Here is a 19,557-nt window from a genome sequence, read left to right as displayed (position 1 = left end):
CTAGGAGGCCGATGTCGGAAACGGCTCGGCCTTGCCTTTAGGGCGGTCGCCGATGGCAAAGACGGCGCTCGCCTCGCTGACGATCGAGACATGGTCCTTGGCGGCTGTTCCGGCGGCCGTACTGTCGCCGCGCATGATTGCGGTAACGATGGCGTCATGCTCTTGCCACGACTGGGCCAGCCGGCCGGGCAGCATGAATTGCGCGCGCCGGAACGGCGCCAGACGGCTGCGGGTCATGACGGTCAGTTCATAAATGTGCTTGCTGTGGGCGCCGCGATAGAGCCGGGTGTGGAACCCGGTGTTGAAAAGCTCATACTCTTCTTCGGCCCCGAGCTGCACAAAGCGCGCGGAGGCTTGATGCTCAGCCTCCAGCGTGCGGCGCTCGCCGGCGGTCATGCGCTCGGCCGAGAACCGCGCGCAGATCGCTTCGAGCTCGGCCATGCTCTCGAACATCGAGGCGAGGTGCTCCTGCGTCATCACCGCGACGGTGGCGCCGCGGTTGGGCCGCCTTTCGACCAGTCCCATGGCACTGAGCCGGCTGAGCGCTTCCCGGATCGGCGTACGTGAGACGTCGAAGCGGGCGGCGAGCGAGGCTTCGTCGAGTTTTTCGCCGGGACGCAGGAAACCGGTGACGATCCGGTCGCTGATCGCCCTCACCATCTGATCGACGGTCGTGCCCGACCTGATCAAATTGCGCTTTGCCGACACGTCTCCTCCGTCCAGTCTCTTCGCGCAGCCATAAGCCACGCACCGGCTTCGATTCCTGCGCAGCTCTGTATGCCTATGTTTTAGCCTTCATGTCAAATTGGCCGTTTTAGAGGCAAAAAGTGTATGCAATTGCTCCGGCTTTGTGCAGGCCACATCGGCACACTCGTTGATATTGCTGAATAAATCCCATTTCTGAAACTGGCACGCTGATTGCATACACTTCTTTCATTGAGGTGTTAACCGGCCCCAAAGGCCCCATAGAGGGAGCATTCACATGACCGAGCGATTCATGCTTAGCCGCCGCGACCTGCTCAAGACTTCCGCCGCCGGAGCGGCGCTCGGTCTTGCGTCCGCATCGTTTCCGATCAGCAGGGCCTTCGCCGCGACCGCAACCGTCGGCTTCATCTATGTCGGGCCAAAGGACGATTACGGCTACAACCAGGCGCATGCCGAAGGCGCCGCCACGCTGAAGGGGATCGAAGGCATTTCCGTCGTCGAAGAGGAGAACGTGCCGGAGACGGTCGACGTGCAGAAGACGATGGAATCGATGATCAATCTCGACGGTGCGTCGCTGATCTTCCCGACCTCGTTCGGCTATTTCGATCCGCATATGCTGGCCATGTGCGCGAAATTCCCCGACGTGCAGTTCCGCCATTGCGGCGGCATGTGGAACAAGGACAAGCATCCGATGAATGCCGGTTCCTATTTCGGCTATATCGGCATGGGCCAGTATCTGAACGGCGTCGTCGCCGGCCACACCAGCAAAACCAAGAAGCTCGGCTTCGTCGCGGCAAAGCCGATCCCGCAGGTGCTGCTCAACATCAATTCCTTCCTGCTCGGCGCGCGCTCGGTCGACCCGACCATCACCTGCCAGGTGATCTTCACCGGCGAGTGGTCGCTGGCGGTCAAGGAGGCGGAGGCCACCAATGCGCTGGTCGACCAGGGCGCCGACGTCATCACCTGTCATGTCGACAGCCCCAAGGTGGTGGTCGAGACGGCGGCCGGACGTGGCGCCTTCGTCTGCGGCTATCATGCCAACCAGAGCCCGCTGGCGCCGGAGAAATACCTGACCGGCGCGGAATGGAACTGGGCCAAGGTCTACAAGATGTTCGTCGACGATCTGGTGGCCGGCACGCCGCTGCCCAATTTCACACGCGGTGGCCTGGCAGACGGCTTCGTCAAAATGAGCCCGCTCGGCCCCGCCGTCGGCGATGCCGCCCGCAAGCAGTTCGACGGCACGCTGGCCGAAATGATGAAAGGCGGATTTTCCGTCATCAAGGGTCCGCTGAAGAGCAACAAGGGCGTCGTCGTCGCGACCGAGGGCCAGGCCTTCGTCGAGACCGCGCTCGAGCTCGAAAGCATGGACTACCTCGTCGAGGGCGTCGTCGGTTCGACCGCCTGAACCGGATCGGAGACGGGCCATGGCAGACACGGTCAGCACTGCGGGCGCACCGGCGCTGTTTGGCGCCAGGAATTATCGGGCGGCACTCGAATGGGTGGCACGGCGCGCCGAAGCCTTCGTCATCCCGCTCGCGGCGCTGATCGTCGGCATGGTGCTGTTCAGCCTATTCATCGCGCTGGTCGGCAAGTCGCCGGTCCAGCTCTACGAGACGATGTGGCGCGGCGGCTTCGGCTCGTGGTTCTCGATCCAGAACTCGCTGTCGCGGGCAGCACCGCTTCTGCTGGCAGCGCTCTGCGTGGCGCTGCCGGCTCGGCTCGGCCTCGTCGTCATCGGCGGCGAAGGCGCGATTGTGCTGGGCGGCGTTGCCGCCGCCGCCATCGGCGTCGCGGCGAATGGCGCGCCGGCTTTTGTGGTCATCCTGCTGATGGGCGTGGCGGGCATGGTCGCTGGCGGCATCTGGATAGGTGCCGTCGGCGCACTCCGCCACTACCGCGCCGTCAACGAAACCATATCCAGCCTGCTGATGGCCTATATCGCCATCGCGCTGATGAACCATCTGGTCGAAGGGCCGCTGCGCGATCCGGCCTCGCTCAACAAACCCTCGACCGAGCCGCTGGCGGATGCCTACCGCATCGGCAACATTCCAGGCATGGACGTGCACTGGGGCCTTGTCGTCGGCATCGTCGCCTGCGTCCTGTCCTGGCTGTTGATCGAAAAGACGCGCTGGGGGTTTGCCGCCCGCATTGCCGGCGGCAATGTCAGGGCGGCCCAGGTGCAAGGGCTTGCCGTCGGCCCGCTGATCGTCGGCTTTACCGGGCTCGCCGGCGGCTTTGCCGGGCTGGCCGGCATGCTGGAAGTCGGCGCCGTGCAAGGCAGCGCCAACGCCTCGCTCGCCGCCGGCTACGGCTATACCGGCATCCTCGTCGCCTTCCTCGCCCGCCACAATCCGCTCGCCATCATCCCGGTCGCTTTCCTGCTCGGCGGCATCGGCGCTTCCGGCGGGCTGATCCAGCGCCGCATGGACCTGCCCGACGCCACCGTGCTGGTGCTGCAAGGCATGCTCTTCGTGGTCATCCTGTTCAGCGAAACCTTTTACGGCCGCTTCAAGGTTTTCAATCCCGATCTGTGGAAGAGGGGCTCCTGATGGACGCGACCGAGATCGGCCTGTGGGGCGTGCCGCTCGCCATTCTCGGCGGCGCCATCCGCGTCTCGACGCCGTTCATCTTCGTGTCGCTCGGCGAAGCCATCACCGAGCGCTCCGGCCGCATCAATCTCGGCCTCGAAGGCACGCTGGTCTTCGGCGCAATGACCGCCTATGCGGTAGCAGTGGTGACCGGCTCGCCATGGCTCGGCGTGCTGGCTGCCGCCGGTGCCGGTCTTTGCTTCGGGCTGTTCCATGGCTGGATCTGCAAATTCCGCGGGGTTAACGACATCGCCATCGGCATCGCGCTGATGCTGTTCGGCTCGGGTCTCGCCTTCTTCTTCGGCAAGCCGTTCATCCAGCCCTCGGCGCCAGACCTGCCGGCCATCGCCTTCGGTGGCTGGTCGAATATTCCGCAGGTGCAGGCGGCGCTCAACGTCAACGTGCTGTTCCTGATCGGGGCCGCACTTGCGCTGTTCCTGTGGTGGGCCTTCCGTAACACCCGCGCCGGCCTGATCGTACGCGTCGTCGGCGACAGCTCCGATGCGGCGCGCGCCATGGGCCTCAATCCCAACACCGTGCGCCTGCTTGCGACAGGCGTCGGCGGCGCGCTCGCCGGCATCGGCGGCGCCTATCTGTCGCTCTATTACCCCGGCAGCTGGACCGAACGCATCTCGTCGGGGCAGGGGCTGATGGCGGTGGCGCTGGTCATCTTCGCACGCTGGAACCCGCTCGGCTGCTTTGCCGCGGCACTGTTGTTCGGCGGCGCCGGGGCGCTAGGCCCGGCGTTGCAATCGGTCGGGGTAACGCAGGGCTACTATCTCTTCTACGCCGCACCTTACATCCTCACGCTCATCATCATGATCGCCACCTCGTCGCCGAGCCGCTCGCTTGCCGGCGCGCCGGGCGAGTTGTCGATCACCAAATGACTGGAGTTTTCCCGATGAACGCCAGAGCCGAGATCACCCAGCGCTACATCGACGCCGACCCTTATCCATGGCCCTACAATGGCGAGCTGCGGTCGGACAATACGGCTCTGATCATCATCGATATGCAGACCGATTTCTGCGGGCCGGGCGGCTATGTCGATCATATGGGCTACGATCTTTCGCTGGTGCGGGCGCCGATCGAGCCGATCAAGTCGGTGCTTGCAGCCATGCGGGCCCAGGGCTACACCATCATCCACACGCGCGAGGGCCACCGGCCCGATCTCGCCGACCTGCCGGCCAACAAGCGCTGGCGCTCACGCCGCATCAATGCCGGCATTGGCGACCCCGGACCTTGCGGGCGCATCCTGGTGCGCGGCGAACCAGGCTGGGATATCATCCCCGACCTCTATCCGGCGGCGGGCGAACCGATCATCGACAAGCCGGGCAAGGGCTCGTTCTGCGCCACCGATCTGGAGCTGATCCTGCACCAGCGCGGCATCGAAAACATCGTGCTGACCGGCATCACCACCGATGTCTGCGTCCACACGACCATGCGCGAGGCCAATGATCGCGGCTTCGAATGCGTGATGCTTGAGGACTGCTGCGGCGCGACCGACTACGGCAACCATCTCGCCGCGATCAAGATGATCAAGATGCAGGGCGGCGTGTTCGGCGCGGTGTCGAGCTCGGCGTCCTTCGTCGCGCAGCTGCCGTGAGGGGGCGATCTTGAGCGGAACCATCGTCAAGAAAGCCGTCGGCGTCGAGACTATCGGCATGACCATGCGCTTCGGCGCCTTCACCGCGCTGGACGATGTCTCGATCAAGGTGCCAGCGGGATCATTCCATGCGCTGCTCGGCGAAAACGGTGCCGGCAAGTCGACGCTGGTCAAATGCATGATGGGTTTTTACCGCCCGACCGCCGGCGACATGCTGGTCGATGCCCGCGAGGTCGCGATAGCCAGCCCGAAGGATGCCTCGGCGCTCGGGCTAGGCATGGTCTATCAGCATTTTACCCTCGTCCCGTCGCTGACCGGTGCGGAAAACCTGGTCATTTCCCGCGAGAAAGTGCCGGGCGTCATCGACTGGCGCAAGGAGCGCGCCGCACTTGCGCAATTCATGCAGCGGATGCCGTTCAAGCTGCCGCTCGACGTCAAGGTGGCGGAACTTGCGGCCGGCGAGAAGCAGAAGCTCGAAATCGTCAAGCAGCTCTATCTCGGCCGCAGTTTCCTGGTGCTCGACGAGCCGACTTCGGTGCTCACCCCTGGCGAGGCACAGGAAGTGCTTGGCCTGGTGCGCGACATGACCAGGACAGGCGACCTCACCGTGCTGATGATCTCGCACAAATTCCACGAGGTGACGGCCTTTGCCGACGACATCACCGTGTTGCGCAAGGGCAGGCTGACCGAAACCGGAAAGGTCTCCGAACTTTCGCACAAGCAGATGGCGGCGATGATGATCGGCGACCAACCGATTGCAGCACTCGACAGTCGCGCTCCGGTGCCGGCCGGCGCCAGGCAGGTGCTGACGGTAAAGTCGCTGAAGGCGCCTGACCGCACCGGCTTGAAAAGCATCGACATCGGCGAGCTCGACGTGAAGTCCGGCGAGATCGTCGGCATCGCCGGCATCTCCGGCAACGGCCAGAAGGAGTTTCTCGAAGTCCTTGCCGGACAGCGGGCACGCAATGCGGGCGACGTTCTGGTGAAAGGCTCGCCCTATGGTGCCAGCCGCAGCGAGGCGCGCACGCTCAATGTCCGCTTCATTCCGGAGGAGCCATTGCGCAATGCCTGCGCACCGCGGATGACGGTGGCCGAAAACATGGCCTTCCGGACCTTCGACCTCAACGAGGCCGGCAAGCCGGTCAACTGGATCAGGATGAGCGCGATCAGGGACTACGCGGCCCGTCTTGTCGAACAGTTCAAGGTCAAGACGGCCTCGCTCGCTTCGCCGATTTCATCATTGTCGGGCGGCAATGTGCAGCGCGCGGTGCTGGCGCGGGAACTGACCGGCGAGGTCGATTTGCTCATCGTGTCGAACCCCTGCTTCGGCCTCGACTTCTCCGCCGTCGCCGAAATACGCGCCCGCATCATGAAGGCGCGCAATGCCGGTGCTGCAGTGCTTTTGATGTCGGAGGACCTCGACGAGCTGCTTGAGCTCTCGGACCGCATCTTCGTCATGTCGGATGGCGCGCTGGTCTACGAGACGCCGATCGCGCAGGCGAGCGTGCAGACGATCGGCGAGCACATGGCGGGACATCATTGATGGCGGAGATCGAGGCGCTGCCGTTCCCGTTTGCCTTCAAGCCTGAGGCGATGGCGCTGGTCGTCATCGACATGCAGCGCGATTTCGCCGAGCCCGGCGGCTTCGGCGCCAGCCTCGGCAACGACGTCAGCCGGATCACGGCGATCGTGCCGACGGTGAAAAGGCTGCTCGAAGGGTTTCGCGCCGCTGGCCTGCCGGTGATCCACACGATGGAGTGCCACAAGGCAGATTTTTCGGATCTGCCGCCGGCCAAGCGCAATCGCGGCAATCCGTCGATCCGCATCGGCGATATCGGTCCCATGGGTCGCGTGCTGATCGTCGGCGAACCGGGAACGGCGATCCTCGATGAACTTGCACCATTGCCTGGCGAGATCGTCATCGAAAAACCCGGCAAGGGCGCGTTCTATGCCACCAGCTTCGGCGATGACCTCAAGCGGCTCGGCGCACAGCAACTGGTCTTTGCCGGGGTGACGACGGAGGTCTGCGTGCAGACGACGATGCGCGAGGCCAACGACCGCGGCTATGAATGCCTGCTGGCGGAGGATGCGACGGAGAGCTATTTTCCGGAGTTCAAGACGGCAGCCCTTGCCATGATCAGGGCGCAGGGCGCGATCGTCGGCTGGACGGCGACAACGGACCAGGTGCTCGAGGGAATTTCCAATGCCTAACATTGCATACCAGGCCCTCATCCAAGGGGGCTGGCGTGATCTGCCATTCGAGCCTTTTCGCGAAGGCATCACGGTGCATTGGCTGCTCAAGGGGGGATCGACGGAACCGTCGGTCGCGATTCTCAACTACCGGGCGGGCGCCGGCGTGCCGCGTCACCGCCACGCCGGGCTGGAAACGATCATCGTGCTGGAAGGCTCGCAGAGCGACGAGAACGGCGATTATGCAGCGGGCAGTGTGATCCTGAACCCGGTTGGAACCGAGCATTCGGTGTGGACAAAAGACGGCTGCGTCGTACTCATCCAGTGGAACCTGCCGGTCGTCATTCAGGGCGAGGCCGAATGAGCGACATCCGCTTCGACATAGCGAGCCTGCACGCCGCCTATCAGGCCGGCCTCAGTATTGGCGATATGATCGATACGGTCCATGCGCGGCTCGCGGCGGCCGATGACCCGGGCATCTTCATCCATCTGGCGAGCAGGGCGGAGATGCTTGCCGAGGCGGAAAAGCTCGGCCCGTTCGATCCGTTGGCAAAGCCACTGTGGGGCGTTCCGTTCGCGGTCAAGGACAACATCGATGTTGCCGGCATGCCGACCACGGCGGCCTGCGCGGAATATGCCTACTTGCCGGCGAACGACGCCACCGTCGTCGCGCGGCTCAAGGCCGCCGGCGCGCTGGTCGTCGGCAAGACCAATCTCGACCAGTTCGCTACCGGCCTGGTCGGCGTGCGCACGCCCTATCCAATCCCGAGGAATGCGATCGACCCGATACTGGTGCCGGGCGGCTCCTCATGCGGCTCGGCCGTGGCGACGGCGCGTGGCATCGTCTCGTTCGCGCTCGGCACCGACACCGCCGGTTCGGGCCGCATACCCGCCGGCCTCAACAACATCGTCGGGCTGAAGCCGAGCGTCGGCGCGCTGTCGGCCGCCGGCGTCGTGCCGGCCTGCCGCACGCTCGACTGCGTCTCCGTCTTCGCACTCAACGTCGACGACGCCTACAGCGTGTTCGAGGTCGCGGCGGCGAAGGACGACGCCGATCCCTATTCACGTGACCTCGGCATCCAACCGCTTGCCGCGCGCCCACCGGTGCTGACGGTTGGCGTGCCGGCCAAGGCCGATCGGACGTTCTTCGGCGACCAGGCGATGCAGGCGGGCTTCGAGGCCGCTCTTGCCTCGCTGGAGACGCTGGGCTGCAGGCTGGTCGAAATCCCGTTCGGCGATTTCTACGCCACCGCCAATCTGCTTTACGAGGGCGCCTGGGTGGCCGAGCGTTACACCGCGATCAGGGACTTCATGGATGCCAACGAGGCGGCCATGCATCCGGTGACGCGGCAGATCATCGGCGGTGCGCGAAAACTTTCCGCAGCGGACGCCTTCAACGGGCTCTATGCCTTGCAGGCCTACAAGGCCAAGCTTGCGCCGGTTATCGCCTCGGTCGATCTTTTCTGTGTGCCGACCGCGCCGACGCATTACACAGTCGAAGCGGTGTTGGCTGACCCTATCGTCACCAACAGCCGGCTCGGCACCTACACCAACTTCGTCAATCTGCTCGACATGTGCGGCATCGCCGTGCCGACCGGAACCCGCAGCGACGGTTTGCCGATGAGCGTCACCTTGCTTGCCGCGGCGGGCAAGGACCATCTGACGGCGTCGCTTGCGCGCGATGTCCATGCGGCAAGCGGCCTTGCGCTGGGCGCTACCGGCTGGCCGCTGCCGCCGCGTGGCGATATCCGCGTGGACGTGGATGAAGGCACGATCGAGCTGGCCGTGGTCGGCGCGCATCTATCGGGGATGGCGCTGAACGGCCAGTTGCAGCAGCTCGGCGCGATTTTCGCCCGGGCTGCGAGAACGGCGCCGCTCTACCGGCTTTACGCACTCGCCGGCCAGTCGGTGTCGAGACCGGGGCTCGAGCGCACCTGCAATGGCAAGGGCACAGCCATCGAGGTCGAAGTCTGGCGGCTGTCGCCGCAAGCCTTCGGTCGCTTCGTCGCGGCGATCCCGCCGCCGCTCGGCATCGGGACGCTTCTGCTCGACGACGGAACTTCGCCGAAAGGCTTCCTCGTTGAAAGTGCCGGCCTTACCGATGCAGAAGAGATTTCGCATTTCGGCGGCTGGCGCAATTTCATGGCGGATCAGCAGCTGCGGAGCTGACGCCATCACTCGACCTTTTGCCGGAACTTCGAGTGGCAGCTCGAGCAATCCTGCAAGATGAGATGCAGGAGGTGCTCCGCCGGCAATTTGGCGGGATCGGCTTCCGCCGTCCCCGGTCGCTTGCCAAGCAGGCTGCCACCGCCCATCGCCGGGCCGGAACCCATTCTCATGTCGTCGGTAATGCGCGGCGGCACCCGCTCGGCGTCGGAGGCCAGGGCGCTGGCCAGCGTCCCGATGTGGCGAGCCAGCCCTTCGAACTCCGCGCGGGCAGGGTCGATATCCAGCTTGGCGCCTGAAGGCGCACCCAATGTCGCGCTGGGGAATTCGGCAATGAGGGAAGGGCCGGTGCGGGCGCGGATGGCCTCGGCCGCCGCTTGGAAAGCCGCGGCGTCATACGCCCGCTTGCCGTCGAACATCCCGGCGATCGCCTTTGCCGCCGCAGCCATTTCCTTCATCGAGGCCTGGCGAGCCTCGATGACCGCATCACGGCTCGAATGGGCGGCAGCGAGCACGACAGAGACGCAGGCAAGCGACAGCACTGTTAGAGCGGCTGCGAGCCTCACTGGGCCACGCCTTGTCCCGCCAACTCGTCGATGATCGGGCACTCCGGCCGCTCGTCGCCGTGGCAGTGACTGACCAGATGGTGAAGCAAGCCGCGCAATCCGACCAGTTCGGCGATCTTCCTGTCGATCTCCACCAACTTGGCTTTCGCGATCGCCTTCACGTCAGCGCTGTCACGTTCCCTGTCTTGGTACAGCGAGAGCAACTGGCGGCATTCGTCGACCGAAAACCCCAGGCTTCGTGAGCGCTGCAGGAAGCGCAGCCGGTGAATATCGGCCGTCGAGTAATCGCGATAGCCATTGTCTGTCCGGGCCGGGTGCAAGAGCCCGATGTCCTCGTAGTAGCGGATCGTCTTGGCCGGTAGGCCGGATTTTTCGGATGCGACGCCGATGTTCATATCGGAAATCTCCTTTATCGGAGGAAATAGACCTTCCAGTAGATGGAAGGTCAACATGATGTGGCGATTTTGGATGCCCGACGCAACCGCCCGCCGGCTCCAACCGTTTGCCTGCCAACAGCGCATACTGAACCTTCGGGAAGAAATCAGTTTTCGGAAACGTTTATCGAACAGCGCTCAAACTCGGCGCCCGGCACCAGGTACCGATCAGCAAGGACCCTCCGGCGGCACGTTACGCCGTGCAGACGCCGAGGAGATAGAACATGCCCGTCAAGGCCTATATCAACCGGATCGCGACAGCGGTGCCGGAGCACGAGGTTCATCAATTCTACCTGCGTTTCGCGGCCTCGATGCTCGCGGCCGATCGCCGGAGGATCTTCGAACGCATGGCCGATCTTGCCGGCATCGAGCACCGCTATTCCTGCTTTGCGCCGGCGTCCGATCCCGAAGGACCATCCGCCGACCTGGCCGGGACCTTCATTCGGGGCGCGTTTCCCGGAACGGCCATGAGAATGGCGATGTTCGACGATGCCGCACCTGTTCTGGCGCAAAAGGGCATCGACGGATTGCAACTTGGCGACGACGCTTCCCGCATCACCCATCTTATCGTCACTACCTGCACCGGTTTTTCGGCGCCGGGCATCGATCTCGAGCTGGTTGCGCGTTGCGGGCTGCCGGACGGGGTCGAACGCACGATGATCGGTTTCATGGGTTGCTACGCGGCGATCAACGGCCTCAAGCTGGCGCGTCACATCGTCCGCTCCGACCCGCAGGCCAAGGTCCTGCTGGTCAATATCGAGCTCTGCACGATGCACCTGCGTCAAACCACCGAACTGGAAAAACTGCTGTCGTTCTGCCTCTGGGGCGATGGCTGTGCGGCTGCGCTCATCACTTCCGAGCCGCTCGGCATCGAGCTCGATAGCTTTCACTGCCTGGTGGCGAGGGAGCGGCGGGATCTGATGCGCTGGAATATTCGCGACCACGGATTCGAAATGGTTCTTTCCGGCCAAGTGCCGGCAGCGATTCATGAAGCGTTGCGGAGCAACCAGGCCGCCATCCTCGGTGGCCGGCCGACCGAGGCGATCGACCTTTGGGCCGTGCACCCGGGTGGGCGTTCGGTGCTCGATGCCGTCGAAAGGGCTCTGGAACTGGAGCCCACCGCGCTGGAACCATCGCGCGCGGTGTTGCGCCAATACGGGAACATGTCGTCGGCGACCGTCATGTTCGTGATGAAAGAGATGCTGAAGGCGCCTGCCGGCCTGCTCGGCTGCGGCATGTCGTTCGGACCCGGGCTGACGGCCGAAACCATGCTCTTTCGAACGGTGTCATGAGCGGCCTGGAGCATCGGCAGCTTGCGCCGGAAATCCTTGACGGCCTTGCGGCCGACGATCCACGAGCGCTGACCGCGCGCCGCGACCTTCGGCGCATCAATATGCTGATGTTTCAGGTGCCGATCATGACGTCGTTGCTCAGGAGGTTTGTGCCAAAGCCGCCACGCCGCATTCTGGAGATCGGCGCCGGCGATGGCTCCTTCATGCTGGCGGTGGCGCGGCGCATGGCCAGGCATTGGCCTGGGGTCGAACTGGTAATGCTCGACCGCGTCGACCTCGTCACTGCGCAATTGCGCGGTGATTTCGACAGGTTGGGATGGAAGGCCGAAGGGATCACCGCCGATGTCTTCGACTGGGCGGGAAAGATCGAGGGCGCGCCGTTCGACGCCGTCACGGTCAATCTGTTCCTGCACCATCTCGACGATGCGCAGCTCGTGCGCCTGTTTTCGCTGATCAGGCCAAAAGCCCCGTTGCTGCTGGCGACAGAGCCGCTGCGGGCGAAACTGGCGCTGGCCGCGACCCGTCTTCTGCCGGCAATCGGCGCCAATGACGTCACACGAAACGACGCGGCGCAAAGCGTGCGTGCCGGCTTTCGCGGCAGCGAGCTTTCCGGCCTCTGGCTTGCGGCCAACGGCAAACCGGTCGAGGAAAGGCGCGCCGGCCTGTTTTCCCACATCTTCGTCGGCGCCAGCGCCAGAGTCGAGCCATGACCGGATTGTCGACCCATGACGCGATCGTCATCGGCGCCGGCCCGGCGGGCACATCCCTCGCGCTCACGCTGGCCCGGTGCGGATGGGCCGTGGCCATTGTGGAAAAGACCGAGTTCCCGCGCCGCAAGGTCTGCGGCGAATACATCTCGGCAAGCAATCTTGCGCTTTTCGACCAGCTGGAGATCGGCGATGCCTGGCGTACCGATGCCGGCCCCGAAATCCGCCGCGTCGGTTTGTTTTCCGGCGAAACCTGCGTCGAGGCGGCAATGCCACGTGCAGGAGCTGGGCCTCCTGCAAAAGACGGCTTCGGCCGGGCACTCGGCCGGGACATTCTCGACTCTCTGCTTTTGCAGACGGCGCGATCGGCGGGTGTCGAAATCTTCCAGCCCTGCCGCGCCGTCGCAATCGACCGGGACGGCGAGATGCAAAGGGTACGAATTCAAGCCGGAGACGAAACGGCGATGTTGCGCGCGCCGGTGATTGTCGCCGCACACGGCTCGTGGGAACCCGGCCCATTGCCCAGCCAGCTCGCAAAGGCCAACCGGCCGTCGGACCTGCTCGGCTTCAAGGCGCATTTCACCGGGTCGTCGCTGGCGCCGGATTTGATGCCGCTGCTGGCCTTCCCCGGCGGCTATGGCGGCATGGTCTCGGCCGATCATGGCCGGTTGTCGATCTCGTGCTGCATTCGGCGCGATATGCTGGCGCGGTTGCGTAAACAACATGACCCGAAACACCGGAGCCATGTGCCGGCCGCCGATGCGGTCTCCCGCCACCTCATGGACTCATGCCGGGGCGTGAGGGACGCTCTGGAGCCGGCTCTCCTCGACGGTCCGTGGCTTGCCGCGGGTCCGATCCGGCCGGGAATTCGCTCGTGCTACGAAGGGGACATCTTCCGCGTCGGCAATGCAGCCGGAGAGTCTCATCCTGTTATCGCCGAGGGTATCTCGATGGCGCTGCAGTCCGGCTGGCTGCTGGCTTGCGAACTCGCATCCGCGCCAAGCGGCCAAGCGGGACGCGAGGCCGCTGCCAGACGCTATGAGGCGGCCTGGAAAAGACTGTTTTCGACACGGGTCTACGCTGCCGCGGCCCTCGCCGGAATTGCCCTCCGCCCCGGCAGCGCCACCTTGATGGCGGCGATCGTCCGGAATTTCCCGCAGACACTGACACTGGGCGCGCAACTGAGCGGCAAGACCAAGCGGGTTCCCGGCTTTGCCTGACGAGTGACGCGGCGTCGTGCTGCCCTGGTCGCCTTACATGCCACCGCCACAGTTGGCAGCAGCTGGCTCCTTCTCCCCGGAATTTGTCATCGCATAGTCGTATACCTGACTGCGTCCGCGGCTTCAGGTTCGCAGGTATTTGACCAAGGCTGCAATCGCGAGCAAGAGGGCGACGAACACCAGGACCCAGACGAGTGCCATGCCGCCCATCATCCACGTATCCATTGGACCATTCATCATTGCAATCACCTTTACGGTCAGTGAAGGCCCGCCTTCGTCGGTAAGCATCGGCGACTGCGAAGGCAATTAGCTCGCCGGGGACTTCGGTCAAGACGACCAGGAAACCGATCGGCCGCCTGTCGCCTTGTCCCGCCAACCGGAAGTGTCCTGCCCTTTCCGTCTCACATACCTCCGCCGCAGCCGTCCGAGAGATCCCAGACGTCGACGACCTGCTTGCCGGTGAAACCTTGCTCGCGGATCAGGAACTTCGCCAATCCGCCATACACTTTCCAGCGCCAGCATTGGCAGCAGCAAGGGCCTTTCTCGTTGGAATTGGCCATCGCATAGTCATAGGCCTGCTGCTCGTCGCCGGAGAGTTTCACATCGTAGTAGGGCATCATCTTCTGTGCGATGCCGGCCGGAATATCGTACGGATCGTTCGGGATCATCGCGATCTCGCGGTACCTGGCCAAACCGTTCACCTGCTCGGCATAGCGCTTTGTCTCCATTGGGCTGCAGCACGAGCCCGTGATCCGCGACATCGCCGGCATGGTCGCAATCGACTCCGTGAACTTGGCCGAACACGTGCTGTTGCCGTTCTGGCTGAGATATTTGAAGCGGCGCACCAGATCGGAATCCTCCGCGGCGATCGTCAAATCCGGCCCCTTGAGCAAGCCGACGACCGCAGCGACGCCAAAGGCGCTGCCCAGAACAACCGTCCGTCGGGTTGGATGGCATATCCGGCTCATTTGCTGTTCCTCGCTTGCTCGATCAGTTTCTTCATCGTTGCGAGGTCGGTCGCGCCGGGGAAAATCTGCTCGCCAACGACGAAGCTTGGCGTTCCACTGATCTTCAGCGCCTGTGCCAGTTGCGTATTCCGGTCGATCGACGCCTGGATATCGGGCCGCTGCATGTCGGTCTTCAGCTTAGCCACATCGAGACCGACGTCGGCAGCAACCTTCAGCACGACCGCTTCGGTCACCCGCGTCTTCACCGCATACAAGGCCTTGTGGAATGCCATGTACTTGCCCTGGCGCATTGCGGCGAGAGCCGCCTTGGAAGCAAATACGGAATCCGTGCTGAGGATCGGGAATTCCTTGTAGACGATTTTGAGCTGCGGATCGTCGGCCACGGCTTGCGCCAGGATCGGCGCAACCTGGCGGCAATAGGGGCAGTTGTAGTCAAAGAACTCGACCATGATGACGTCGCCTTCGGCGTTGCCGCCGACCGGGCTCGCCGGGTCCCGGAAGATATCGTCGGCCTTGGCCGCCAGGGCAGCCTTCGCCTCTTTTGCCGCGGCCTCGCGCTGGCGGGCATCGAGGCTCTGCAGCGCCTCCATGACGACCTCGGGATGCGCGAGGATATAATCGTGGATGCGCTGGTCGAACTGGTCCTGGGACATCTCGCCCGCGGCGATCGCCTGACCGTGGATACCGCGCGCGAGCCAGGCCGTCGCACCGGCCAGGACGAAGGCACGGGCCATTTTGCCGATGGCTCCGCGCCATGAATTGGATTTGTGGATCACAGGGTTCTCCTTCCCTCTGTTTCGCCGGACCGCCGGCATGTGAATGGTGCCTCAGAACATGCCCTTGATCGTCGCCCACCATCCCGTTTCCGGCTCATGGTGCGAGCGCTCGACATTGTTGGTGAGCGCATTGACGAAGGTGACGAGATTGACCGCAGCGAAATTCAGGCCATGGAAATTCGCCCGCCAGCGGCCCTCCTTGTCGATCACATGGGTGACGGTGCCGTGCATCTGATAACCATCGTCCGTCAGTGTGAACTTGTGGCCGAAGGCCTCCGCCAGTCTGCGGGTCGCATCCTCCGGCTGATCCGCCGTCGTGGTCAGGAACAGCCAATTGACGGGATCGAGCCCGTGCGTCTGCCCGTAGCTGCGCAGCACGTCCGGCGTGTCCCTGGCGGGGTCGGTGGTGATGGTCACAAAGCTGACCTGGCCTCTCATCGGCGTGCCGTTCACCATTTTCTGGACCTCGGCGATCTTCTCGGCATGCAGGGGGCATACATCCGGGCACGATGTGTAGATGAAGTGGAGGACGACCACCTTGCCGCGCAGATCTGCCGTTCGCACGACACGCCCATCGGCGGTGCGCAGCGTGAATTCAGGCGCCGGCTTGTCGATCGTTTGGAAATATTTCTCGTCGCCCTCAAGCATGGTGTCGATTTCGTCGAGCGAGTGGGCTTGCGCCCGATACGAAAACCCCACGGTCAGCGCCGCAATGGCAATGGCGCCCAGCAGCAAACACCTCCACTCGTTCAAAGCCGATGCAAGGCAGTGAGCCTTCAACCCGGACATATCTGTTCCTTTCTCACTCGGCAGCGATGCGGCTGCCGATGAAGTCGACCATGTCGGGCGCGTCCCATTCGGCCGGCCCAATCAGCCGGCCGATCTCCTTGCCGTCGCGATTGATCAGCAGGGTTGCCGGAAGGCCGACGGAGCCGATGGCGAACATGGCCTTGCCCGAGGCATCGATGTTGAGGGCGAGGTGCTTGATGCCGATCTCGGCAAAGAACTTCTTCACAATCTCAGGACCGGCACGGTCCATGGACAGCGCGACGACCTCGAAATCCGGACCGCCCAGTTTGGCTTGCAGACGATCGAGCGTCGGCATCTCCTTGCGGCAGGGCGCGCACCATGTCGCCCAGATGTTGAGCAGCACGACCTTGCCGTGGAAATCCGCAAGCGTTTTCGGCTTGCCATTGCCATCCTCGAAGCTGATTTCCGGTACGGGGGCGGGCGCCTCGTGAACGACAAAGTTCTGCGTCGGCTCGGCGGCTGATACCGGCAGCGAAAATGCTAGCAGCATGCCAATCAGGACCATGGCCAGTTTGCTCACAATAGCCTCACTCGGTCGCGTAGACGGTGGGTGCCTTGCCGTCCTTGGTGAAGGCGTAGACGACGAAGGGGCCTTGCTTCTCACCACCCATGCCTGGAGCGCCCGTCGGCATGCCGGCCAGCGTTATGCCGGTGATGGCAGGGCGTTCGGTCAAAAGCTTCTTGACGATTTCGACCGGCACCAGGCCATCGACGACATAGCCGTCGACCATCAGCGTGTGGCAGCCTTCGAGGTCGGCCGGCACGCCGGCATCGCTGCTGATCTGAGAGAGATTGTTGACCGGCTTGATGTCGACCTTGAAGCCGTTGTGCTCGAGATAGTTGGCGTAGGATTCGCAGCAGCTGCATTGCGGGTTCTTGTACATGACGGCGTTGATCGTGGCGGCGAAGGCAGGCAGCGGCGTTGCGATCAGCAGGGACAGTGCGGCTAGGCGGTAGGTCAGTTTCATTGCAGTTCTCCTTGGTTGGACAAAACTTTCAGGTCACGCGGAACACTGTCATCAGGCCGGCCATCTGGTGATCGGCGACATGGCAGTGCAGCATCCAGTCACCGGGATTGTCGGCAACGAAGGCGCATTCGATCGTGTCCTTGGGGGCGAGCAGCACCGTGTCCTGCCATTGCCGGTGCGGTACCGGCGAGCCGTTGCGCGAAAGCACCGACAGGCTGAAGCCGTGAACGTGCATGGGGTGCCACCATGCGGTTTCGTTGCGCATGGTGAGACGGCAGGTGGCGCCGCGTTCCAGCGTGAACTGTGGCGCCATGCCCGCGTGGCCGTCGCCGGTCATCGACATGCCGTTGATTGCCCAGGCGGCGGCGCCGTTCATGCCGGGCATCGCCATGCTCATCATGCCGCCGACGCCGGCCAGCTTGCCGCCGCCCATCATGCCGCCCTGCAGGACGATCTCATGCCGTTCGGCCTTGGCCAGGTCGGGGGCCGGCAGCGGATTGGCCGGCAGGCGAAGCGGCGCATCGAGAGGATGATCGCGCAGCGGTGCTCCGGCGTCATAGGCGAGCGCGGTCAGGGAGTAGGCAAGGCCGTCGTAGAACTCATCGATCACCGCGTAGCGCTTGCCCGGGTCGCCCTGCATGTCGAGCACGACATCGATGCGCATGGCGGGCGCAAGCACCAAGCGTCCGCCCTCCGGCTCATGCGGGTCGCAGGGCTGGCCGTCGATGGCGACGATGACCGGACGGTGGCCTTCGAAACGCAAAGCCATGATGCGAGCGAGTGACGCATTGGCCAGCCGCAACCTGACGCGCTCGCCGGCCTTCACGGTCAGGTCGGCCGGCGGTGCACCGTTGACGGTGACGACATTGCCGACGCGGCCCGACATCGCTGCATCCATCATGTTGCCGAAGCCGGCAGCGATTTGCCCATCCTTGGTGAGCCGCCAGTCCTGCAGCAGCCATAGAAGCTCGCGGTCGACCGCGACCGGTTCGGCTTCCTCGACGATCAGTGCGCCTGCAAGGCCACGGCCAAGCTGAACCAGGCTGTCGGCATGCGGATGGTACCAGAAGGTGCCGGCATCGGGCGGGGTGAACTCGTACACGAAATTTTCGCCCGGCCTGATCGGCGGTTGGGTCAATCCCGGCACGCCGTCCATCGCGTTCGGCAGCCGGATGCCGTGCCAGTGAACCGTGGTGTCCTCGCCCAGTCCGTTCTCGACGATGATGCGAGCGGGCCGCCCCTGGCGTAAGCGCAGTGTCGGGCCGGGGACCGTGCCATCATAGGCCCATACCGGAGTGCGCGGACCATCGGGGCCGGTGAGCCGTGCCTGGCCTGGCGCCACCCTGATCCGGTGTTCGCCGGTAGCCAGCGCCAGTGCGGGGCGGATCGGCGCGGAGGCGGCAATGCTTGCCGCCGCAAGCAGGAATTTGCGGCGCGTTATGAACGGACTTGAAACGGAATTCACCCTTGTGACCCCTGCGGTAACCGACGGCGAACATCGCGACATCGATTGAATTGCTGCCGCGTCCGTTGCGCAGTACGCGCAACCGGACGATCAAACGCCGTCAATCAACCGCGGAAACGGCAGAAACGGCGTCAGACGAGAGCGCTGGGTCTTGGAGGGAATGGCTCGGGCAACAGACTTCGCCCGTGCAGGAACGCGGCGGGAAGCGCCGGCGGCAGCTCTACCCGCAGCAGTCCCGTCACGGGGAGAGCTTCCGGCAGCACCGCCAGAACCGGTGCGACGCAGGTCGGCGCACATTGCATCGGTTTGTCGTTGTCGGCCGAGCTCTTGAGGCAAGCGCTGCAGTCGCCGCCCTTGGCATCGGCCATCTTGGCCATGTCGGCGTCGGTGGTGCCGGCATCTGCGGCCATGATCATGCGGCTGTCGATCGCCATCCTCGCCGACATGACGGCAGCCTGGGCGGCTGACAGGCTGAACCCGGCGGTCACGACCATCGCGAGCAGCATAGTCAGGAGGTGTTTTGGTGACAGACGTGCCATCATCCGCTCAGGTTGACCGCAAAGCGCGGCTTTTGCAAGCTCGGCATGCTGCGACATCGGCGCTGGTGCGAGCTCTGGTCTGGCGAATCAATGATGAGGATGCTCACATTGATCGTGATCTGACAGCACCTCGATCACACGGCATTCGCAGACTTTCCCTTGCCGGCAGCCCTCAACCATCAGCTCCAGCTCGATCTTCAACGCGGCAAGGCTGCGTATTCGCTGGACGACCTCGGCCAGACGGGCTTGGGCGATGGCGTCGGCGGTTCCACAGGGCTGGTGGGGATTATCCTGCAACGTCAGCAGCGTCCTGATGGCCTCGATCTCGAACCCAAGCTCGCGCGCGTGCCTGATGAAGGCGAGCCGGCGCAAATCTGCCGCTTCATAATGCCGGCGATTGGCTTCGCTGCGGGCAGGGGCTGGAAGCAAATCGATCTGCTCATAGTAGCGGATGGTTGGAACCTTCACGCCGCTGCGTCGGGCTGCTTCACCGATGGTCACACCTGCTGGCATCTTTTCGCTTGTTCCTCTAGTCACTAGAGGATGTAGCGTCGCGATCG

23 protein-coding genes are annotated in these 19,557 nt (G+C 63.9%); 11 read left to right on the top strand and 12 right to left on the bottom strand.

The window, feature by feature from the left end; translation table 11 throughout:
- On the bottom strand, positions 1-690 hold the full coding sequence (locus tag NKH37_RS18190) for a GntR family transcriptional regulator (RefSeq protein WP_502895821.1): 690 nt from the start codon (positions 688-690) through the stop codon (positions 1-3).
- A 292-nt stretch (positions 691-982) separates the two neighbouring features.
- Here NKH37_RS18190 and NKH37_RS18185 point away from each other — a divergent pair, with 292 nt between their 5' ends.
- The 8 genes from NKH37_RS18185 to atzF are packed head-to-tail and all read left to right on the top strand — an operon-like array spanning position 983 to position 9,255.
- Positions 983-2,110 (top strand): BMP family ABC transporter substrate-binding protein, encoded by a 1,128-nt coding sequence (locus NKH37_RS18185; protein WP_023720646.1) that lies wholly within the window; start codon positions 983-985, stop codon positions 2,108-2,110.
- A gap of 19 nt (positions 2,111-2,129) precedes the next feature.
- A complete protein-coding gene (locus NKH37_RS18180; RefSeq protein ID WP_352639440.1) occupies positions 2,130-3,254 on the top strand; it encodes an ABC transporter permease in 1,125 nt (374 codons plus the stop codon).
- Complete coding sequence (locus NKH37_RS18175) at positions 3,254-4,180, top strand: ABC transporter permease (RefSeq protein WP_023720644.1); 927 nt, start codon at positions 3,254-3,256, stop codon at positions 4,178-4,180. Before NKH37_RS18180 ends, NKH37_RS18175 begins: the two co-directional genes overlap by 1 nt.
- A 14-nt stretch (positions 4,181-4,194) precedes the next feature.
- Complete coding sequence (gene biuH, locus NKH37_RS18170) at positions 4,195-4,896, top strand: biuret amidohydrolase (protein ID WP_023720643.1); 702 nt, start codon at positions 4,195-4,197, stop codon at positions 4,894-4,896.
- A gap of 10 nt (positions 4,897-4,906) precedes the next feature.
- On the top strand, positions 4,907-6,439 hold the full coding sequence (locus NKH37_RS18165; RefSeq protein WP_353041260.1) for an ABC transporter ATP-binding protein: 1,533 nt from the start codon (positions 4,907-4,909) through the stop codon (positions 6,437-6,439).
- Positions 6,439-7,107, top strand: coding sequence for a cysteine hydrolase family protein (locus tag NKH37_RS18160; protein ID WP_023720641.1), 669 nt, complete (start codon positions 6,439-6,441; stop codon positions 7,105-7,107). Before NKH37_RS18165 ends, NKH37_RS18160 begins: the two co-directional genes overlap by 1 nt.
- Positions 7,100-7,450, top strand: a complete 351-nt coding sequence (locus NKH37_RS18155; RefSeq protein ID WP_023720640.1) for a cupin domain-containing protein — start codon at positions 7,100-7,102, stop codon at positions 7,448-7,450. The genes NKH37_RS18160 and NKH37_RS18155 overlap by 8 nt, the downstream gene beginning before the upstream one ends.
- Entirely contained in the window at positions 7,447-9,255 is a 1,809-nt protein-coding gene (atzF, locus tag NKH37_RS18150) for an allophanate hydrolase (RefSeq protein WP_353003607.1), read from the top strand. Before NKH37_RS18155 ends, atzF begins: the two co-directional genes overlap by 4 nt.
- Before the next feature lie 5 nt (positions 9,256-9,260).
- Here the strand turns inward: atzF and NKH37_RS18145 are convergent, their stop codons facing one another.
- Both NKH37_RS18145 and cueR read right to left on the bottom strand, forming a co-directional pair.
- A complete protein-coding gene (locus tag NKH37_RS18145) occupies positions 9,261-9,818 on the bottom strand; it encodes a cytochrome c (RefSeq protein ID WP_023720638.1) in 558 nt (185 codons plus the stop codon).
- Positions 9,815-10,213 (bottom strand): Cu(I)-responsive transcriptional regulator, encoded by a 399-nt coding sequence (gene cueR / locus NKH37_RS18140; protein ID WP_031194477.1) that lies wholly within the window; start codon positions 10,211-10,213, stop codon positions 9,815-9,817. Before cueR ends, NKH37_RS18145 begins: the two co-directional genes overlap by 4 nt.
- 263 nt (positions 10,214-10,476) lie before the next feature.
- On the opposite strand from cueR, the gene NKH37_RS18135 reads away from it, so the two are divergent.
- Genes NKH37_RS18135 through NKH37_RS18125 form a run of 3 tightly spaced genes read left to right on the top strand, consistent with a single transcriptional unit; the run spans position 10,477 to position 13,471 of the window.
- Entirely contained in the window at positions 10,477-11,544 is a 1,068-nt protein-coding gene (locus NKH37_RS18135; protein ID WP_352494454.1) for a type III polyketide synthase, read from the top strand.
- Complete coding sequence (locus NKH37_RS18130; protein ID WP_352639446.1) at positions 11,541-12,254, top strand: methyltransferase domain-containing protein; 714 nt, start codon at positions 11,541-11,543, stop codon at positions 12,252-12,254. The genes NKH37_RS18135 and NKH37_RS18130 overlap by 4 nt, the downstream gene beginning before the upstream one ends.
- A complete protein-coding gene (locus NKH37_RS18125; RefSeq protein WP_352639447.1) occupies positions 12,251-13,471 on the top strand; it encodes an NAD(P)/FAD-dependent oxidoreductase in 1,221 nt (406 codons plus the stop codon). The genes NKH37_RS18130 and NKH37_RS18125 overlap by 4 nt, the downstream gene beginning before the upstream one ends.
- A gap of 123 nt (positions 13,472-13,594) precedes the next feature.
- On the opposite strand, the gene NKH37_RS18120 is transcribed toward NKH37_RS18125, so the two are convergent.
- From NKH37_RS18120 to NKH37_RS18080, 9 genes are all read right to left on the bottom strand, one after another.
- Entirely contained in the window at positions 13,595-13,759 is a 165-nt protein-coding gene (locus NKH37_RS18120) for a hypothetical protein (protein WP_352589569.1), read from the bottom strand.
- A 113-nt stretch (positions 13,760-13,872) separates the two neighbouring features.
- The gene (locus NKH37_RS18115) at positions 13,873-14,439 is read right to left on the bottom strand and encodes a hypothetical protein (RefSeq protein ID WP_023720632.1); all 567 of its coding nucleotides are present in this window, start codon (positions 14,437-14,439) and stop codon (positions 13,873-13,875) included.
- The gene (locus NKH37_RS18110) at positions 14,436-15,215 is read right to left on the bottom strand and encodes a DsbA family protein (protein WP_353041258.1); all 780 of its coding nucleotides are present in this window, start codon (positions 15,213-15,215) and stop codon (positions 14,436-14,438) included. Before NKH37_RS18110 ends, NKH37_RS18115 begins: the two co-directional genes overlap by 4 nt.
- 51 nt (positions 15,216-15,266) lie before the next feature.
- The gene (locus NKH37_RS18105) at positions 15,267-16,004 is read right to left on the bottom strand and encodes an SCO family protein (protein WP_353003603.1); all 738 of its coding nucleotides are present in this window, start codon (positions 16,002-16,004) and stop codon (positions 15,267-15,269) included.
- 13 nt (positions 16,005-16,017) lie between these two features.
- The gene (locus tag NKH37_RS18100; RefSeq protein WP_198030522.1) at positions 16,018-16,545 is read right to left on the bottom strand and encodes a TlpA family protein disulfide reductase; all 528 of its coding nucleotides are present in this window, start codon (positions 16,543-16,545) and stop codon (positions 16,018-16,020) included.
- 7 nt (positions 16,546-16,552) lie between these two features.
- Positions 16,553-16,993 (bottom strand): DUF411 domain-containing protein, encoded by a 441-nt coding sequence (locus NKH37_RS18095; RefSeq protein ID WP_023720628.1) that lies wholly within the window; start codon positions 16,991-16,993, stop codon positions 16,553-16,555.
- A gap of 28 nt (positions 16,994-17,021) precedes the next feature.
- Positions 17,022-18,458 carry a multicopper oxidase family protein gene (locus tag NKH37_RS18090; RefSeq protein ID WP_352639453.1) on the bottom strand — a complete coding sequence of 479 codons (1,437 nt, stop codon included), beginning with the start codon at positions 18,456-18,458 and terminating at the stop codon, positions 17,022-17,024.
- Positions 18,459-18,589: 131 nt separating this feature from the next.
- Positions 18,590-18,997, bottom strand: a complete 408-nt coding sequence (locus NKH37_RS18085; protein WP_352639455.1) for a hypothetical protein — start codon at positions 18,995-18,997, stop codon at positions 18,590-18,592.
- Positions 18,998-19,084: 87 nt separating this feature from the next.
- On the bottom strand, positions 19,085-19,510 hold the full coding sequence (locus NKH37_RS18080; protein WP_352484062.1) for a MerR family transcriptional regulator: 426 nt from the start codon (positions 19,508-19,510) through the stop codon (positions 19,085-19,087).
- Between the last annotated feature and the right edge of the window lie 47 nt (positions 19,511-19,557).

The organism is Mesorhizobium sp. M1217 (assembly GCF_040318275.1).
Lineage (GTDB): Bacteria > Pseudomonadota > Alphaproteobacteria > Rhizobiales > Rhizobiaceae > Mesorhizobium.
The sequence above is the reverse complement of the archived record's forward strand: the minus strand, read 5'-3'. Positions and strand labels throughout refer to the sequence as shown.

What these genes read in the sequence shown, in the direction of transcription:
- NKH37_RS18130 (WP_352639446.1), top strand. Translation starts at nt 11,541, where the DNA reads ATGAGCGGCCTGGAGCATCGGCAGCTTGCGCCGGAAATCCTTGACGGC.
- NKH37_RS18115 (WP_023720632.1), bottom strand. Translation starts at nt 14,439, where the DNA reads ATGAGCCGGATATGCCATCCAACCCGACGGACGGTTGTTCTGGGCAGC.
- atzF (WP_353003607.1), top strand. Translation starts at nt 7,447, where the DNA reads ATGAGCGACATCCGCTTCGACATAGCGAGCCTGCACGCCGCCTATCAG.
- cueR (WP_031194477.1), bottom strand. Translation starts at nt 10,213, where the DNA reads ATGAACATCGGCGTCGCATCCGAAAAATCCGGCCTACCGGCCAAGACG.
- NKH37_RS18160 (WP_023720641.1), top strand. Translation starts at nt 6,439, where the DNA reads ATGGCGGAGATCGAGGCGCTGCCGTTCCCGTTTGCCTTCAAGCCTGAG.
- NKH37_RS18180 (WP_352639440.1), top strand. Translation starts at nt 2,130, where the DNA reads ATGGCAGACACGGTCAGCACTGCGGGCGCACCGGCGCTGTTTGGCGCC.
- NKH37_RS18085 (WP_352639455.1), bottom strand. Translation starts at nt 18,997, where the DNA reads ATGGCACGTCTGTCACCAAAACACCTCCTGACTATGCTGCTCGCGATG.
- NKH37_RS18175 (WP_023720644.1), top strand. Translation starts at nt 3,254, where the DNA reads ATGGACGCGACCGAGATCGGCCTGTGGGGCGTGCCGCTCGCCATTCTC.
- biuH (WP_023720643.1), top strand. Translation starts at nt 4,195, where the DNA reads ATGAACGCCAGAGCCGAGATCACCCAGCGCTACATCGACGCCGACCCT.
- NKH37_RS18095 (WP_023720628.1), bottom strand. Translation starts at nt 16,993, where the DNA reads ATGAAACTGACCTACCGCCTAGCCGCACTGTCCCTGCTGATCGCAACG.
- NKH37_RS18135 (WP_352494454.1), top strand. Translation starts at nt 10,477, where the DNA reads ATGCCCGTCAAGGCCTATATCAACCGGATCGCGACAGCGGTGCCGGAG.
- NKH37_RS18105 (WP_353003603.1), bottom strand. Translation starts at nt 16,004, where the DNA reads ATGTCCGGGTTGAAGGCTCACTGCCTTGCATCGGCTTTGAACGAGTGG.
- NKH37_RS18155 (WP_023720640.1), top strand. Translation starts at nt 7,100, where the DNA reads ATGCCTAACATTGCATACCAGGCCCTCATCCAAGGGGGCTGGCGTGAT.
- NKH37_RS18125 (WP_352639447.1), top strand. Translation starts at nt 12,251, where the DNA reads ATGACCGGATTGTCGACCCATGACGCGATCGTCATCGGCGCCGGCCCG.
- NKH37_RS18080 (WP_352484062.1), bottom strand. Translation starts at nt 19,510, where the DNA reads ATGCCAGCAGGTGTGACCATCGGTGAAGCAGCCCGACGCAGCGGCGTG.
- NKH37_RS18185 (WP_023720646.1), top strand. Translation starts at nt 983, where the DNA reads ATGACCGAGCGATTCATGCTTAGCCGCCGCGACCTGCTCAAGACTTCC.
- NKH37_RS18120 (WP_352589569.1), bottom strand. Translation starts at nt 13,759, where the DNA reads ATGCTTACCGACGAAGGCGGGCCTTCACTGACCGTAAAGGTGATTGCA.